Raw genomic sequence first — 17,315 nt, 5'->3', positions numbered from 1 at the left:
CCAATCTTTTTTTGAATTTTGAATTGTTTTCTCCCCTGCCCCCTGCTCCCTGCCCCCCTGCCTCTTAGCCTCCCATATATCCCACCACATCCCGTCAAATAATTTATGCCAAACCCATCTGTTAATTCATCATCTGTACTTGTGCAACCACAGACGGCTCAGGTGCAACGCGGTCAAGATGGTCATGATTTAATTGATTATCGGACACAGGCACTAACGCAGACAAATGATTGGTTTTACGGCACAGAAGAACTACTAGATGCGTTACCGCAGCGCTGGACGCGCTCGATGTTGTATTTGCTTATCAGCTTTACAATCGTTGTTTTGCCTTGGGCGATGTTTACTAAGGTTGATGAAACGGGAAGTGCTAGGGGGCGTTTGGAACCCCAAGGTGCAACTCAAAAATTAGGTGTTGCTGTTACTAGTAGTGTCAAGGCTGTTAATGTGGCGGAAGGGGCGACTGTCAAGGCGGGACAAGTGCTATTGGAATTAGAGTCTGATGTGTTGCAATCCCAGGTGGAACAAGCACAGACAAGGTTAGAAGAACTCATCAATCGCCAAGGACAGCAAGAACTACTGAAAAACCAATTGATGTTAACAATTAACATCCAACAGCAGCAAAACCAAGCCCAAGAATTAGAAAAAATGGCGCAAGTCCATCAAGCGCAGCAAAACCTTGATGCTAGGCAGAGTACCTATAATTTACAAAAGTTAGAAAAGTTGGCACTGGTTGAACAGGCTCGACAGGATATCAATACTAGTCAGTTAGCACGAAATTTAGGCAATAGTCGTTTGCAAAGAGATATTAAAGAAGTTGTTCGTTATCGCCGACTTTTAAGACAAGGTGCGATCGCTCAAATTAAAGTAGTGGAATTAGAAAAGATCGCGGAAGACAGTCAACGTTCCCTATTGCAAGCCAACTCTGATTTTACTCAAGCCCAGCTACGGCTACAAGAAAAAGAAAGCCATTATCAAACCACTGTCAGCCAAACTTTAGCTGACATTGAACAAGCAAAACTCCGCCTCCAAGAACAACAAAGCAGCTATCAAAGCCTTGTACAGACAGGTAAGCTAGCGCTGTTAAGGAGTCAGGAACAACTCAAAGACTTACAAAACCAACTAACTACCTTACAATCAGAAATCATCCAAACCAAGAGCCAGATTAACGCCTTCAAGATTCAGATTCAACAACGGGTAGTGCGATCGCCTGTTGATGGTACGATTTTTGATCTACCAATCGATAAACCAGGCCCCGTAGTCGAACCTGGACAGATAGTTGCTCAAATTGCTCCTAAGAATGCAGCAATCATTCTCAGAAGTTCTATGGCGAGTCAACACAGTGGTTTCTTGAAAGTGGGAATGCCAGTAAAAATCAAATTTGATGCCTATCCTTTCCAAGATTATGGCGTATTACCAGGACGTGTTAGCTGGATTTCTCCTGACTCGAAAATTCAAACTACTAGCCAGGGCAATGTAGAAGTTTATGAAATGGATATAACTCTAGATCATCCTTATATTCAAGCTGGTAATAAACGTATTACCTTAACCCCTGGACAATCAGCCACCGCCGAAGTTATCATCCGCCAGCGTCGAGTTATCGACTTTATTTTAGACCCATTCAAGAAGCTACAAAAAGGTGGATTAGAACTTTAGGAAACATTTAGGAGGTAATACCAACAACCCTCTTCAAACCTCTCCCCGACGCGGGGAGAGGCTTTGACAATTACTTCCCTTTCTTTGTAGAGAAGGGGCTGGGGGTTAGGTTTATATTGGACGCAACTGGCATATCAGTGGGGTGCGTCATACCAATTCTCTATGAAGTTATGCCAAATAAATAATGTAGAGACGTTGCAAGCAACGTCTCTACTGTAAAGAATAACGTGCATCTTCATCAAGAAACGGTATAAAAAATAATTATTTTTGAGCTAATAGTGGAGTAAACATCAACATGGAAAATTTTTTGAAATTGTCTATTGAGGACATTATTACTCATCTTAAAGTCTCTTTTCAAATGCCTAGTATACTAGAAGCGATCGCTACCCAGAGAATTATTGCTGAGACTGCGGAACAAATAGGCATTGAATTAAGTGTAGAAGAACTACAACAATCTGCCGATAGTATGCGTTTCGCTAACCGATTGCTAAAAGCAGATGATACTTGGAATTGGCTCGAAAAACACTATCTAACTATAGATGATTTTGAAGAAGTAGCCAAATCAAATTTATTACATATGAAATTGGCTGAACATTTATTCGCTGACAAAGTTGAACCTTTTTTTTATGCTCATAAAATCGATTATACTGGAGCTGCAACCTATGAAGTAATTCTAGATGATGAAGACTTAGCCTTAGAGTTATTTTATGCTTTGCAAGAAGGTGAAATTAGTTTTCAAGAAATAGCCCGCCAATATATTCAAAATCCTGAAATCCGCCGTGCTGGAGGTTATCAAGGGATTCGCTATCGTTCGGAGTTTCGCCCAGAAATAGCCGCGGCCGTCTTTGCCGCTACGCCTCCCCAGGTTCTCAAACCAATAATTACACCCAAAGGTGTACATATAATTGCAGTAGAGGAAATCATTACACCAGAATTAGATGAATCACGCCGGATTCAAATACTAAAAGATTTCTTCACTCATTGGTTACAACAACAAATTAATAATTTGGAAATTGTCGCTGAACTTTCTCAAAATTCTCAATCTTCATCTTCCTCAGAATTACCAAGACCAGCTTAGTATTAATGTAATATTTCTCAAGTCGGTTACTATTTAGATAATTGGAATTGGTAATGGGTAATTGCCTTTTTGATAAGAGGTTATTTATAAAGTAAAAATAAAATTATTGTAGGGTGTGTTAGGCGCTGATTTCCAATATGATTGGTCACGGAAAAAATATCCTAGCGCCTAACGCACCATCCACGCGGCGGTGCGTTACGGCTAAATTTAATTGTCTCTTTGACCCAAATCCTTTCATAGCCGTAACACACCCTACTTCAGATTTACTTTATAAATGGTCTCTAATGCTTTGGGTGGGCATTGCCTACCCTATAGTTAATTAAATATATATGATAATGAAATTGGATTTTTATATGAGAATCTGAGGATGTTATGAGTTGAATATAATTTAATCTAATTCTATGACTTCTGTTTTAATAGCTACAAACTTTACGCCCATATTATGAAGTTTACGAGTTTTAATTGTATTGGGTATACTATTATTTTTAATTAGGCGAATATATGTACGATATGGTATATACGTAAGAGGATTGTATCCAGCAGTATGGAGCATTAAAACACAAGCCCAAGAATACTTACCGACCGATATAGCTTGCAGAATAGCCTCCCATTCTTCGGTGAGAATTGTACAGTCACAAAGTTGATGATGCTGGAAATATTCTTGAGTCATCAGCCTAAATTATAAATGTGAATTTAAATGTTGAGAAAAAGCCCTTTTGCCCACCGGAATAGCTCCCAATAACTGTGAGGTTATCAACAGTCAAACTTTACACAGATATCAATACATCTTTAACTTTCATCACTCAGATGAAGTTCAATAACTACAAAGGTGTATAGATATCTTCAGAATAAGCATTGAGGTAGGGACGTTGCAATTCAATGTTGAGTGAAGAGAAGTGTTGCAAAATCGCAGTCATTCTACCTACTGGTGTATCATCACCTTGTTGCCAAGCTTCTAGCAAACCGTTAGCAATGATTTGACAACGGTGTGTACCAAAGCTTTCATGTTCGGTGAATCTATGGTTTGGTTCTTCAGCGATCGCTAACCCCGGTGCGATAGGCTTAGTAAATAGGGGAACTTGTGCCTGAAAATGCGTTTGATTTTCTGCATATATCATCTTGAGGATAGGATAAACCTTATCATAGTCATTTTTATCAAAATACAGCACTGCCGAGTCATGGCGAACATAGTCAGAAGGGTTGTATAGTGCTTTAAAGGTGAAAGCAATAGGTATAGTGTTGAGGTGTGTAGTCAACGCATCCATGATTGCCACTGAACCATCTGGAGTTAAGTTGAAATAAACACGTACCAAAGTTTGATATTGTTGCGCTGCACCTGAGTTAGCCACCGCCATATAAAATCCGTTTTGGACGAGATTTTTCGGCAATTGGATAGCAACAGCGTTACCCATAGTTTGAGTTTGCAAACCATCCGGCGGAACGTGGAGAGTTAAACCATCCCGATGAACTGCCAAAGTCCCGTCTGATTCTTCCCTGATAAATTGCCAACCATAACTCCAGTAGCCACTACCTCTATTATTTTCATGGAGGCGATCGTAAAAGGCTAGGTCTACACCTAAAAATGTATTGTTTTCTAGATTTTTGTTGACGGCTAAATTAGATATCTCTGCATCCGAGGCCAGAACACTTTTCAAAGAGCCATTGTAATAGATGCCGTACAGAAAACTACGCAGTTGCTGACTCAAATACTTATTCTGTAAATCCAAAGATAATTTTTGAAAACGAGAGACTGAAGACTCAGGTAATTCTAAGGGTTTATAGTTGGGATGCTTAATGCAATACTGAGACTGTATTTCAATATTATGAATCATGTCTTGCAATGATATCTGCAATGACTCTGGAATATCCGACAATTGAACCGATAGAGAATCTAGTAGCTGCATAAATATTTGTTCGTGAATGATATGAGTAGGATATGAAGGAATGAGGAAGATGAAGGAGATGAGGCGGATGTCACTTTAGCTTTCCCATCTCCCCCTACCGCCCACTCCCCACGCCTTACACCAATTCAAAATTCAAAATTAAGAAATTGAGATTTTGCAAAGGTTTCTGGGTTGTGGGACCTGTATCAGAATTTTCGAGAAATGGTATTATTCCCTAATTAAACCTGAGACAAACTTACAGGAGAGAAGTCTGATAACTGGACACCAAAAATCGTTTGCACAGATGCTTCTGGACGACACAACAAGCTTTTGGCGACTTGTAGCATACAAATACCCACATTACCAAAGGTTTTTTCATATTGGAGTTGGGCTTGAATAGCGGTAATGAGTGCTAAACCGCAAAATTGCATGACCCGTTGTAAGAAGTTGGGATGATGTTCTAAGATTTCTGGAAAATGAGTAAGATAAGCAATTACCAACTCCCTCAAAGAAGGTTGGAGAACGTACAAAGGAGTAGCAGCTAAGCGTAAAGACTCCTCAATGGCAATTGATTTACCAGTCACCATACTGTACAACCAGATTTGCAAGTAGCTGGCAATCAGTGTTCCTAAATCGTTAGCAGGGTCTCCCCAACTACCACGTTCCCAGTCAATTAAGCGCACAATATTTTCATCACCGATATCTTCCCAATCGAGGGAGACGAGAATATTGTTTAACTTCAGGTCATTATGTGTGAGACAGCAGGGAGTAAAACTGTTGATTAATTGTGCGATCGCCTGTCCCAAACTATCGTAACGTTGATATAAGGCAAAAAATCTCAGACCATCAGCAGGAACCTTACCAAATATCTCTGGAGTTAGTCTATCTAATCCTCGATTTAGATGAGGTGTTTTTGGGTTAGATTTACTCTCACCAGGATTTTGAAAGAAATCTCGGTATTCTTCACAGTTAAATGAGGTGCGATGAATCAACGCTAAAGTAGTCCCGACTGCATTAGCAAGCTGGGTGGGAAATGAATTTAAATTCTCCTTAACGTAAAAATCCATCAAATCTCGGTAGTTATCAAGATAGTTGAAAATAATAATAGAATTCTCCCAATTGAAGTATATCGCTTCTGATAAATAGGAACGTATGTGGTTAAGTTCTGGAAACCTACTAACAAAATCATGAATGCGCCATTCCAGAACAAACTCACCAGTCGTCTTTCCTTCTAAGTTATGACGTTCTTGTTTAACTAGTAGTTTTCTCCCTTCTGGAAAAGTAATTAATAAATTAAAATTCTTTGCTGGTTTCAGTTCAACTTTGCTTGATTCTCCTTCCTCAAGGGTACACAAATTTAAAGAACTTAAGTAATTAAATACGTTTTGGGAGTTGAGGATAAATGGTGGCATATATTTAAGATGAGTTACAACATTTATAGTTATTTTTGTAGTAAATACAGCATATTATCGCTGTTGATTTTGACAAATTTGAACACTTTTTACTGTTAGAGTTTCATTTTGGCTTGATTTCCTAATCTATCTGGACATGGTTACAGGAATACAATTTATACAGTGAAATATTCTATATAAATCCGGTTTGTTTAACCTGTGGTTGCACATAAAAATATAATGATCTGTAGAGTGCTAAATGCCCGCCATACCCATATTTCATCAATCAAGTATGAATCCTATAGTTTTTCTCAACTTGTAATAAATTTAAATCTTTGTCAAAATTCGATTAAAAGCATGATGTTCACTAACTGAAGTATTTATTTATATCTATTGCCAATATATGAATCGACTATTTTTAGGATGGTAGCAATAGCAAATGATATTGTGATAAATTGAAATATTTTTTCTGCTAAGACTGATATTTGATCATATGAATATTTATTACCACCATGTATCAATCTAGATTCTTCATGATTGAGTTCAGTTAGAAAATTTTCTGAACCATAAAGATGTAATTCAGAAACAGTTATTCTTGCCATTTTTGGAACATTCAAAAATTTGACATTGATTAGATACACTCTAGATTAGATATTTTTTAGCTTAAGAGAATATCAAGAAATAAATTATCCAAAATAGATTGTTTGTTAGGGTGCGTCAGAATGAACAATTTTTGAGTATAGCCAGGTTCCATCTCACTGTCCCACCCTACATTTTAGATGTTTTTTATCTAGAAGTCTCTAATTAGATCAAGATTGAATTCTAGAGAGAAGTCCACATGGAATATCATCTCGATGAGGTAAATTCACTTAGCCTATATTCCCTCATCTCTGTACACTTGAAAAATTTATATTACTCGTAGAGAAAGGCTGTATCTTGATGGAATTTACAAGCGATTAAACATGATATTGCTTAATCGCTGATGCCATAATCTTAACAGAGCTATTGATTTGAGTTTTTATGCAGCAGAACTAAAAGAACGAGCTAAGTGTCCAATAGCATCAATACCATAGGTGATGACACCAAACTCAAATCCCTTCACAGCTAAGTCTAAAACTCCATTTGTGGTATTGGAATAGTCACCACCACCATGAACAGAATTATCCAGATTGTTCAATTCATTGAGGAAGCTTTCAGAGTCTTGGAATAATTCTGCACCACTGACTTGTAATTCTTTAACAGCAATAAACGCCATGATTGACTCCTAAAACTATTTCGGTTTTGAGTATAAAGAAAGTGCAGGCGATTAAGAAATACAAAACTTAATCGCTCATGCCACAATTGCAAGAAATCTGTTTATCTTAGTATTTATGCAGCAGAACTGAAGGACTTAGCTAGGTGTCCAATAGCATCGATACCATAGGTGATGACACCAAACTCAAATCCCTTCACGGCTAAGTCTAAAACTCCATTTGTGGTATTGGAATAGTCACCACCACCATGAACAGAATTATCCAGATTGTTCAATTCATTGAGGAAGCTTTCAGAGTCTTGGAATAATTCTGCACCACTGACTTGTAATTCTTTAACAGCAATAAACGCCATGATTGACTCCTAAAACTATTTCGGTTTTGAGTATAAAGAAAGTGCAGGCGATTAAGAAATACAAAACTTAATCGCTCATGCCACAATTGCAAGAAATCTGTTTATCTTAGTATTTATGCAGCAGAACTGAAGGACTTAGCTAGGTGTCCAATAGCATCGATACCATAGGTGATGACACCAAACTCAAATCCCTTCACGGCTAAGTCTAAAACTCCATTTGTGGTATTGGAATAGTCACCACCACCATGAACAGAATTATCCAGATTGTTCAATTCATTGAGGAAGCTTTCAGAATCTTGGAACAATTCTGCGCCGGTAACTTGTAATTCTTTAACAGCAATAAACGCCATGATTGACTCCTAAAATAATTTGGGTTTTGAGTAGAAAGTGCAGGCGATTAAGTGGTGTAATCCTTGCTCACTTAATCGCTCATGCTGAGATTTAAACGAGAGTATTTAGCTAACTATCCAATCAGTTACTAAGATTAAATCTTAGTAGTAACCAGCAGCACTGTAAGACTTAGCTAGGTGTCCAATAGCATCGATACCATAGGTGATGACACCAAACTCAAATCCCTTCACGGCTAAGTCTAAAACTCCATTTGTGGTATTGGAATAGTCACCACCACCATGAACAGAATTATCCAGATTGTTCAATTCATTGAGGAAGCTTTCAGAATCTTGGAACAATTCTGCGCCGGTAACTTGTAATTCTTTAACAGCAATAAACGCCATGATTGACTCCTAAAATAATGTTTGCTCTTCGTGAATTTCGTAACCGATTAAGTTTGTTTTCCTTAACCGTTGACTCAATTTTTATTTATTTTTTTTAGGAAAATCAAGCTTAAAACCTCAATCAGCAAGACATAAATGAGTACTATATGTCTGTTTTTAATTTTTACATTACCTAAAATTTAAGCTTGCTAACCTTGATAATCTCCAGCACAAAATTTTATGAAAAATATGGTAGCGTGATCCAGCGTTTCAACTCCGGTAGAACAGGGTAAATAATTAAATGTTTGTAGTGATAACTAAAGTTCTCAAACAAAGACTAAAATTCCTTACAATTAACTTAAGCCTAGTATTTTTACGCCACTTAACATAGGTTGTTTTTTTTAATTAGTTATGACTTGAGAAAGGAGTGTAGGGGTGTGAGAGAACGACTTTCTTGTGTTTTCTTGTGTACGCAGTTCATGGCGGCTACTTACTTTGCCAAGCCATGACTACACTCAACCGACTATTCTCTTAACTGACCTGATAAAAGCAAGAGATAACTAATACGCACCCGCGCAATAAAAAATCGTGTATTTTGATATTAGTTTTCATCAAAATACACGACATCATAAATATTAGGTTGGAATTAACGAACAATCATGAATTAATACCAAGCTGTTTTCGCAGGTCTTGAATTTGTAATTCTAGTGAATCCATCCATCGATCAAGAGTTCCGTTAGTATCATTCAATGTGGGTGGTGTAGACTCTTCTGACGGTTCGGCAACTTGATTTCTTCTACCGCCATATCTTCTTTCCAAGCCTGCATATACAGACTTCAGTTCCCAAGTACTAAGGTCTTTCAATGATTTTCCCTCATCATCGGGTGAAAGATCAGAAATTGTTATTTTTACCATTTGCTTGCCTCGTCCAAGATGATTATATCGGTTAGCTCGTTACAGGGATTTTCCCTAATCAGAAAGATGGGAAGTCCTGCCTTATATTTTGATTTGTCCTTGAGGAAAATCAATATTTTGAGACTAGATTTTCAGACATAATTCAAGTATTTGTGTCTATAAAAGCTGATTTTATATAATAGTGAAGCTGCTTTGTCCTCAGCAAAACAATAATCCCAGTTTCTCTAGAGAAACTGGGATTATTATCCATTTATAGGAATCTGATGTGATTATCTCAACTATTAATTCTGCGCTTGTTGTGGTGGACTAGGAATTGTCACATCGATTGGTGTGACTTGGGCGGCTAATTGAGTTAATGGTGGTTGAATAGCGGTTTGATTACCCACCACCAGAGTGACAAGATTATCTGGTTTGAGGTATTGCTTGGCTACCCTTTGCACATCAGCTATGGTGGTTGCGGCTACGGCTTTTTGATAGCGGAAGAGAAAATCAGCCGGATAGCCGTAATATTCATAGCGCATCAATCGGGATAAGGTTTGGCTGGGGTCTTGGAAGTTGAATACAAAAGAATTGAGGGTAGACTCTTTAGCACGGGCTAATTCTTCTGCTGTTACGGGTTGGGCTTGGATGCGTTTAATTTCTGCTTGTAAAGCTTTGACAAACTGCACAGTTGCATCAGAACGGGTTTGTCCGCCAGCCATAAACATCCCAGGATAGTCAAAGCGGGGACTCCAGTAACCATATACAGAATAGGCTAAACCTTGACGCGATCGCACCTCATTAAATAAACGCCCACCAAAACCATTTAACACCCCATTCAATACGTCCAAAGCGGCGTAGTCGGGGTTATCGAACTTACCCCCCAAATGACCAACTAAAATACTACTTTGGGTAAGTTGGGGTTGATTGACGAAAAATACCCCACCGGTATTTGCTGGGGAAACTGCTGGTAAAGTTGGTTTAGTAAATTTCGGGTTACGCGCCCAGTTACCCAACTTGGCTTGAATGAGCGATCGCATTTTTTTACTATCAAAATCTCCCACAATGCCCAAAATCATATTATTGGGGTGGAAATACTGTTGGTGGAACTGTACCAAATCTTCACGGGCGATCGCATTCACAGTAGCATATTCTGTAATCCGACCATAGGGACTATCTTTGCCATAAATCAGCTTGCGAAATTCCCGATTAGCAATATCATCCGGATCATCATTGCGGCGAGAAATACCACCTTTTGCTTGAGTTTTCGCCAAATCTAGTTTAGCTTGAGCAAACACTGGCGATCGCAAGACCTCAGCAAATAGCCCAAACACAGTTTCTACATCTTCACTCAGCGCCTCAAAACTAGCGCTACCCGCCGCCTCACCAATATTCACTTCTACAGATGCGGCGCGTTGTTCTAATATTTCGTTCAAATCATCAGGTGAATGCTGCTTAGTTCCACCAGTCCGCATCACGCCACCAGTAAAGCTGGCCAATCCCACTTTATTTGCTGGTTCCCAACGACTTCCAGTCCTGACTAGTGCGGTACCACCAATTAAAGGTAGTTCTCTATCTTCCATGAGATAGACAACCAAGCCGTTCTGCAACACAAACCGTTCATACTTGGGTAACTTCACCTCCGGTAAGGGCGCAAACTGCAACTCTGTGTAGTGCTTGGCTGCTGCTGTCGCCGTCAGCGAAAAGTTAAAAGTCACAGCTAAAAAGGCAAAAACAGCTACCAATGCCACAATAAACCTTTTGCCTTTTGCCATTTTGAATTTTCTATTTCTAATTTTGAATTGTTTACGCCTGTGCATATTTGTTGCTGATCTCCTCATATTTGCGGTGTATTACTTATGCTTTTTTGGATAACAACTTGCCAATTGTGCGATTTTCCGGCGTAAACGTTGCTTTTGCTACTCGTTGAATATCCGCAGGAGTCACAGCCACAATGTCATCTAATTGTTTAAACAAATTGCGCCAAGAACCTGTTTTTACCTCATATTCCAAAAGTTGCTGCGCCATACCCATATTGGAATCGAGGCTACGTAATAAACCAGCCCTGGCTTGAGTTTTCACCCGTTCTAATTCCACCGCAGATACAGGTTCAGTCTTCAACTTATCAATTTCTTTACTTAAAGAAACTGCTACCTCATCAACTGTGTGACCAGGAGCCGTGAGAGCATAAAACAGCATCAAATTAGGGTATTTATCACCAGGAAAACCACTAAAACCTTGAGCATTTAATGCTACACGTTCTTTTTCCACCAAAGACTTATATAACCTTGATGTGCGTCCACTACTTAACAAGCTGGCGATAATATCATAGGCCGCATTATCTGGATGAGTCATGGCGGGACGATGATAACCTTCTAGATACCAAGGTTGAGAAGCCAGTTCTAAAGTAACTTCTCTTGTTTGTGTTTGTTTGGGTTCTAGGGCAATTTTTGACTGTGGTTTAGATGCTGCTTTGTAGCGTCCAAAATAAGTTTGCGCCAAGCGTTTCACCTCAGCTACCTCTACATCTCCGACAACAGCAATAGTCAGATTACTGGGTACATAATAAGTGTCAAAAAACGTTTGTACATCTTCTGGCGTTAAGTTACGAATATCTTGGTCATAACCAATCACCGGTCGTCTGTAAGGATGAACTTTATAAGCAGCATCAATGAACTTCTCCACCATCATGCCAATAGGTGAATTTTCCACCCGCATCCGCCGCTCTTCTAAAATCACATCTTTTTCTTTATAAAACTCCCGCCGAATCACAGGATCAAGAAATCGATCAGACTCCAATGACATCCAAAGTTCTAACTTATTGGATGGGAAACTGTAGAAATAACGTGTCGCTTCCGTTGAGGTATTGGCGTTTAAACCTACACCCCCAGATTGTTCGACAATTTGCCCCAGTTCATTTTGTTTGACTAATTTGCCAGCTTGTGATTCAACTTCCTTGAAAGTCGCTTGCAACCTCACAACGTCATCTTGCTTACCATTGGCTTTCGCTGCTCGAATTTGTGTGTCTAACTGCTCCAACCGCTCAAGTAAGGGTTTTTCTGCCTGATAATTTTGTGTACCAATGCGTGTAGTGCCTTTGAACGCCAAATGCTCAAGAAAGTGAGCGACACCAGTCTTACCATCTGGTTCATCCACACCTCCAACATCCGCATAGGTGAGAAAGGAAACTACTGGTGCTTGATGGCGTTCTAAGACAATAAACTTCAGGCCATTATCCAGGCGGAACTCCGTCAAATCCTTAATTACCCGGTCTAGATAGGGTTGAATTGAAGTGGGAACCTTTGCAGTTGGTGTTTTGCTTGGTTGTAAAGCAGGAGGCGTTTGTGCCAAAGCTATTTCTGGTGTCCATCCCCACCATAGAACGACTGTTGCCATCAAGGTTGCCAACAGCCGACGCGATATTGAACGACTAAGTTGATTCATAAGCAACAAGTAAATAAATATCCACTACTTAAGCAACAGGTTAATCGAGAATTGTAGCGTTAATCTTGTATTAAGCTTTCTGTGCTTTTTGTACCTGACGTTAGACAATAATGCTACAAGTAGTGTTCCGGAGATTTTACAATAACTATTATGCGAGTTTTTAATTCTCCCCCGCCTTCAGAGGCACAGACACGCACCAAAATTTTACAGGCGGCGCTGAAATTATTTGCCTCCCAGGGCTTTGACGGCACTACCACCCGCGATTTAGCACAAGCCGCAGGTGTAGCCGAAGGTACTTTGTTTAGGCATTTCCCTAACAAAAAAGCGATTTTGGTAGAAGTAGCAACTGCTGGTTGGGTGGATATTCTCACAGATTTGCTGACAGAGTTGAGCGAAATGGGTAGCTATAAGGCTGTCGCTCAGGTGATGCGCCGCCGAATGTGGAATTTGCACAAAAACGCCGACTTAATGCGGGTTTGCTTCATGGAAGTGCAGTTTCATCCAGATTTACGCGATCGCATTCAGATAGAAGTCATTGAGAAAATGACCAATGTCGCCGAAGCCTTCTTCCAAACAGCAATGGATAAAGGCATTTACCGCAAAACAGATGCCAATCTAGTCGCTAAAGTATTCTTAGGAATGTTTGCGATCGCTGGTTTCTCCAACAATACTCTCATGCAGCCAGACGCTTCCCCCCAAGAAATGCAGCAAATGGCAGAAGGCCTAGCTGATATCTTCCTAAATGGAGTGCTGGCAAAAGATTAGGGAATCACCGTTAACTTTTGACTGTTGACTGTTGACTAATGACCATTAACAATATTCGCCTGTTGACTCCACTGCTGGACTAATTCAATTGCTGGACACAAATCTCGACGCTGCAAGGTTGCGACTTGTAAGCGCAGAATTTGCTTGTGTAATCGGTGAGTGGGAATCTGGGCTAACTGTGCCACAGAACCAACGCCTGCATGAAGCAATAAACCACAATATTGTGTTCCTACACTAGGAATCCTGGCTAAATCTGCTAAGGCTATCCATTTATTTACATATTGCAGATGAACTTGTAACTTACTCGCTAAGGCCAGCCTGGACTCTAAAGTTTTACCATGTTTGACAAGTCCACCTGTAGTTTGAATCCCATAATTTTGCAGTCGGGATTGTTCCTCTTGACTCAATCCAGGTAACTGCTCAATTGGCCAGTCACCATAAGAGATAGACCTTTTACTAGCTGTATTTTTAGCCGACATGGGAAGTAAGACATAGGTTTATTCATCTATTCTGACGCGTAATTTTTAAACGCAGAGGAACACGGAGGTAAACGCAGAGGAACGCGGAGAATTTTCTTTGCGTACCTCCCTTCGGGTTCACCAGTCGCCTGCGGAGGGAAACCCTCCCGCAGCGCTGCTTCACCGCGCTTACCTCAGCGCCCCTTTGCGTTAAATTAACTCCCCCTTCAAAACTGTAACCGCCTGTCCTGCGAGAAGAACCCGATCGCCTCCCCCGTAACTCACCTTCACCACGCCACCGCGACTAGAGGCTTGATAAGCCAAAAACTCATCTTTACCCAGGCGATCGCGCCAGTAACTAGCCAAGCAGCAATGAGCCGCCCCTGTGACTGGATCTTCGTTGATACCTAAGCCTGGGGCAAAGAAGCGAGAAACAAAATCGTATGGAGAATCAGGCTGAGTTTGGCTAGTAACTATCACATCTGCCACAGCTAAAGTTTTGAGTAGCTGGAAATTAGGCTGTAGATTTCGCACCACATCCTCAGATTCCACCTCTACCAAATAGCCTAGAGAATTTTGCACAACTGATTTTAACGAAACACCCAAAGCCTGACTTAGTTCTGGAGGTGCGATCGTTGGTTGTGAGTGATTCACAGGAAAATCTAACTCAATCCAATCACCTTGGCGCTTGGCAATGAGTAAGCCACTTTTGGTATGAAAACGGGCTATTTCATCGGGTGACAAATGCCCTTCCGACCACAACACATGAGCGCTAGCTAAGGTTGCATGACCACAAAGCGGTACTTCCACCGTCGGCGTGAACCACCGCAGATTAAAACCATCATCTTGTTTGACTAAAAAAGCAGTCTCCGATAAGTTCATTTCCTGGGCTATATTCTGCATCCAGATATCTGGTTGAGGAGACGACAAAACACAGACAGCCGCCGGATTTCCCCCGAAGGGTTTATCAGTGAAAGCATCTACTTGAGTAATGATTTGTCCCATAGAGTATGAATCAATTCAAAATTAAGACGAGAAGGGGGAGAAAGTAGGGTTGAGCCTAGCTTTTTTCTCTCAAGCCATATTGAGCATGAATAACGGGCAATGCAGTACCTTAGAAATTAGGGTGTTGCATAAGTGCAGGACGAACCGTGACAGTCAGGATAATGATAAAGAAGATAACGATTAAATAGCGATAACTAATTATGGGTTCTCTAGCTGATACTTTGCGCGATCGCCGTCAAAAATTAGCCCACCTCATCGATTTTCCTGCCATTTTGTGGTCAGGTGGCAGCAATTCGCGTAACTTTCCTGCCAATCGGTTTCCGTTTCGGGCTAGCAGTCACTTCCTCTATTTTGCTGGCTTACCCCTATCCAACGCCGCAATTCACCTAGAAGCGGGTAAGCTAACATTATTTATCGATGATCCTGCACCTAGAAGCGCCCTGTGGCATGGAGAAACGCCCAAACGCGAGGAAATCGCCCAAACTATTGGCGCGGATGCAGCGCAACCCTTATCAGAATTGATGCCATTCCTAGAAGGTGCAGCCACTATTGCCGTCCAAGATGCTACCACTTGGACACAGCAATCCCAACTACTGAACAGATGGGTTTTGCCGCAAAGTCAACCGGAAGGAATTGATTTAGAATTAGCGAAAGCGATCGTCACCTTACGCCTCACCCACGACACAGGCGCATTAGCTGAGTTACGTAAGGCAGCAAATGTGAGTGTATCAGCCCACAAAGCCGGCATGGCAGCCACCGCCAACGCCAAAATAGAAGCGGAAGTTAGAGCTGCAATGGAAAGCGTTTTCATTGCCCACAACATGACGACCGCTTATAACAGTATTGTCACCGTTCACGGCGAAGTTTTACACAACGAACAATATCACCATCCTCTGCAACCAGGGAATTTATTATTAGCCGATGTCGGTGGCGAAACAGAACTAGGTTGGGCTGCTGATATCACCCGTACCTGGCCTGTGTCTGGTAAATTTTCCCCCACACAACGGGATATATATGACGTAGTACTGGCAGCCCATGATGCCTGCATTGCCAACATCCGCCCCGGTGTAGAGTATGCAGAGATTCATCTACTAGGGGCTAGGGTGATTGCTGAAGGTTTGGTAAATTTAGGCATTTTGCGAGGTAATCCCGAAGATTTAGTAGAAAAAGATGCCCACGCTTTATTTTTTCCCCACGGTATAGGTCATCTCTTGGGTTTAGATGTCCACGATATGGAAGACTTGGGTGATTTAGCCGGCTATGAAGAAGGGAAGAAAAGGAGCGATCGCTTCGGCTTGGGCTACCTGCGTTTAAATCGTCCCCTACGTACAGGAATGTTAGTCACAATTGAACCCGGTTTCTACCAAGTTCCCGCCATCTTAAATGATGAAAAAACTCGCTCAAGATATCAATATACAGTCAACTGGGAACGCCTCTCACAATTTGCCGATGTCCGAGGAATCCGCATCGAAGATGATGTTTTAGTTACAGATACAGGCAGCGAAGTCCTCACCGCCGCCTTACCAAATGACGCTGACACCATAGAACATCTAGTTAATAAAATTTGAAGTATGGAAATCTCTAACTCCCCATCCTCTCTGCGTCTCCGCGCCACCCTGCGGGTTCCGCCTTAGCGCCACTGCGTGAGCTAAACCGCCAAAAACCGTTGAATCACATCCTGACTAAGTTCATCAGTAGAACCAGATGCAACAATAGCCCCCTTTTGCATAGCGTAATAGTAATCAGCCTGACGGACAAAGTGTAAATGTTGTTCTACAAGTAAAACAGAAATGCCCGTAGTTTCAATAATGCGACGGACGGCTGCTTCAATTTCTAGGATGATGGAAGGTTGAATCCCTTCTGTGGGTTCATCTAAAACCAATAATTGAGGCTGTCCCATTAAAGCACGAGCGATCGCCAGTTGTTGCTGTTGTCCACCACTTAAATCACCACCCATCCGCGACAACATGGTTTTCAACAAAGGAAATAAGCTAAAAATTTCTTCGGGAATTTCCGCTTTTTTCATCTGTTTCTGTCTAGCTTCCAACCCCAGCAGCAAATTTTCCTTGACTGTCAAACGCGGAATGATATCTCGTCCTTGGGGAACATAACCTATCCCCATTTTCGCCCTTTGATCTGGAGATTTGGAGTTGATTAAATTCCCGGCTAAGTTAATAGTGCCACTGCGAGGTTTCAGCAAGCCCATAATAGTTTTGAGTAGGGTTGTTTTACCTACACCATTGCGTCCAATTAGGCAAATCATTTGCCCATTTGGTACAGTTAAATCTACGTTGCGGAGAATATGGCTTTCGCCGTAGTAAACGTTAAGGTTAGAAATATTTAGCATATTGGTTCAGAGACGCGATTAATCGCGTCTGTACAATTGTTAGATATATGATTAATCGCGTCTGTTGTCTTGATTCCCC

17 protein-coding genes are annotated in these 17,315 nt (G+C 40.9%); 4 read left to right on the top strand and 13 right to left on the bottom strand.

Going from position 1 to position 17,315, the window contains the following annotated elements; translation table 11 throughout:
* The first annotated feature begins 105 nt into the window (after window positions 1-105).
* Both ACM5QX_RS19500 and ACM5QX_RS19495 read left to right on the top strand, forming a co-directional pair.
* On the top strand, window positions 106-1,653 hold the full coding sequence (locus ACM5QX_RS19500) for an HlyD family efflux transporter periplasmic adaptor subunit (protein ID WP_414755008.1): 1,548 nt from the start codon (window positions 106-108) through the stop codon (window positions 1,651-1,653).
* A gap of 295 nt (window positions 1,654-1,948) precedes the next feature.
* Entirely contained in the window at window positions 1,949-2,731 is a 783-nt protein-coding gene (locus tag ACM5QX_RS19495) for a peptidylprolyl isomerase (protein ID WP_414755007.1), read from the top strand.
* Window positions 2,732-3,119: 388 nt separating this feature from the next.
* Here ACM5QX_RS19495 and ACM5QX_RS19490 read toward each other — a convergent pair whose 3' ends face one another.
* The 10 genes from ACM5QX_RS19490 to ACM5QX_RS19445 all read right to left on the bottom strand — a co-directional run bounded on the left by ACM5QX_RS19490 (window position 3,120) and on the right by ACM5QX_RS19445 (window position 12,661).
* The gene (locus tag ACM5QX_RS19490) at window positions 3,120-3,401 is read right to left on the bottom strand and encodes a HetP family heterocyst commitment protein (RefSeq protein WP_414755006.1); all 282 of its coding nucleotides are present in this window, start codon (window positions 3,399-3,401) and stop codon (window positions 3,120-3,122) included.
* A 151-nt stretch (window positions 3,402-3,552) separates the two neighbouring features.
* On the bottom strand, window positions 3,553-4,635 hold the full coding sequence (locus ACM5QX_RS19485; protein WP_414755005.1) for a T3SS effector HopA1 family protein: 1,083 nt from the start codon (window positions 4,633-4,635) through the stop codon (window positions 3,553-3,555).
* A 218-nt stretch (window positions 4,636-4,853) separates the two neighbouring features.
* On the bottom strand, window positions 4,854-6,026 hold the full coding sequence (locus tag ACM5QX_RS19480; protein ID WP_414755004.1) for a phosphotransferase: 1,173 nt from the start codon (window positions 6,024-6,026) through the stop codon (window positions 4,854-4,856).
* 997 nt (window positions 6,027-7,023) lie between these two features.
* On the bottom strand, window positions 7,024-7,260 hold the full coding sequence (locus ACM5QX_RS19475; RefSeq protein ID WP_414755003.1) for a hypothetical protein: 237 nt from the start codon (window positions 7,258-7,260) through the stop codon (window positions 7,024-7,026).
* A gap of 113 nt (window positions 7,261-7,373) precedes the next feature.
* Window positions 7,374-7,610 (bottom strand): hypothetical protein, encoded by a 237-nt coding sequence (locus ACM5QX_RS19470; protein WP_414755002.1) that lies wholly within the window; start codon window positions 7,608-7,610, stop codon window positions 7,374-7,376.
* Between the two features lie 113 nt (window positions 7,611-7,723).
* On the bottom strand, window positions 7,724-7,960 hold the full coding sequence (locus ACM5QX_RS19465) for a hypothetical protein (protein WP_414755001.1): 237 nt from the start codon (window positions 7,958-7,960) through the stop codon (window positions 7,724-7,726).
* A 141-nt stretch (window positions 7,961-8,101) separates the two neighbouring features.
* On the bottom strand, window positions 8,102-8,344 hold the full coding sequence (locus ACM5QX_RS19460; protein WP_414755000.1) for a hypothetical protein: 243 nt from the start codon (window positions 8,342-8,344) through the stop codon (window positions 8,102-8,104).
* A gap of 636 nt (window positions 8,345-8,980) precedes the next feature.
* The gene (locus ACM5QX_RS19455; RefSeq protein WP_414754999.1) at window positions 8,981-9,238 is read right to left on the bottom strand and encodes a hypothetical protein; all 258 of its coding nucleotides are present in this window, start codon (window positions 9,236-9,238) and stop codon (window positions 8,981-8,983) included.
* Window positions 9,239-9,519: 281 nt separating this feature from the next.
* On the bottom strand, window positions 9,520-10,992 hold the full coding sequence (locus ACM5QX_RS19450; RefSeq protein ID WP_414754998.1) for a M16 family metallopeptidase: 1,473 nt from the start codon (window positions 10,990-10,992) through the stop codon (window positions 9,520-9,522).
* A gap of 82 nt (window positions 10,993-11,074) precedes the next feature.
* On the bottom strand, window positions 11,075-12,661 hold the full coding sequence (locus ACM5QX_RS19445) for a M16 family metallopeptidase (protein WP_414754997.1): 1,587 nt from the start codon (window positions 12,659-12,661) through the stop codon (window positions 11,075-11,077).
* Between the two features lie 150 nt (window positions 12,662-12,811).
* Between ACM5QX_RS19445 and ACM5QX_RS19440 the strand changes: the two genes are divergently transcribed.
* Window positions 12,812-13,426: a TetR/AcrR family transcriptional regulator gene (locus ACM5QX_RS19440; RefSeq protein WP_414754996.1), complete on the top strand. Its 615-nt coding sequence runs from the start codon at window positions 12,812-12,814 to the stop codon at window positions 13,424-13,426.
* Window positions 13,427-13,461: 35 nt separating this feature from the next.
* Here ACM5QX_RS19440 and ACM5QX_RS19435 read toward each other — a convergent pair whose 3' ends face one another.
* The gene (locus ACM5QX_RS19435; protein WP_414754995.1) at window positions 13,462-13,905 is read right to left on the bottom strand and encodes a DUF4332 domain-containing protein; all 444 of its coding nucleotides are present in this window, start codon (window positions 13,903-13,905) and stop codon (window positions 13,462-13,464) included.
* A gap of 189 nt (window positions 13,906-14,094) precedes the next feature.
* On the bottom strand, window positions 14,095-14,889 hold the full coding sequence (locus tag ACM5QX_RS19430) for a PhzF family phenazine biosynthesis protein (protein WP_414754994.1): 795 nt from the start codon (window positions 14,887-14,889) through the stop codon (window positions 14,095-14,097).
* A 200-nt stretch (window positions 14,890-15,089) separates the two neighbouring features.
* Between ACM5QX_RS19430 and ACM5QX_RS19425 the strand changes: the two genes are divergently transcribed.
* Window positions 15,090-16,457: an aminopeptidase P family protein gene (locus ACM5QX_RS19425; RefSeq protein ID WP_414754993.1), complete on the top strand. Its 1,368-nt coding sequence runs from the start codon at window positions 15,090-15,092 to the stop codon at window positions 16,455-16,457.
* 80 nt (window positions 16,458-16,537) lie between these two features.
* On the opposite strand, the gene urtE is transcribed toward ACM5QX_RS19425, so the two are convergent.
* Window positions 16,538-17,236 carry an urea ABC transporter ATP-binding subunit UrtE gene (gene urtE / locus ACM5QX_RS19420; RefSeq protein ID WP_414754991.1) on the bottom strand — a complete coding sequence of 233 codons (699 nt, stop codon included), beginning with the start codon at window positions 17,234-17,236 and terminating at the stop codon, window positions 16,538-16,540.
* Between the last annotated feature and the right edge of the window lie 79 nt (window positions 17,237-17,315).

The sequence above is a fragment of the Anabaena sp. CCY 9910 genome, from assembly GCF_963920875.1.
In the GTDB taxonomy this organism is placed as follows: Bacteria; Cyanobacteriota; Cyanobacteriia; order Cyanobacteriales; family Nostocaceae; genus Trichormus; species Trichormus variabilis.
Note: the sequence above shows the minus strand (reverse complement) of the source record. Positions and strands in the feature narration are given on the sequence as shown.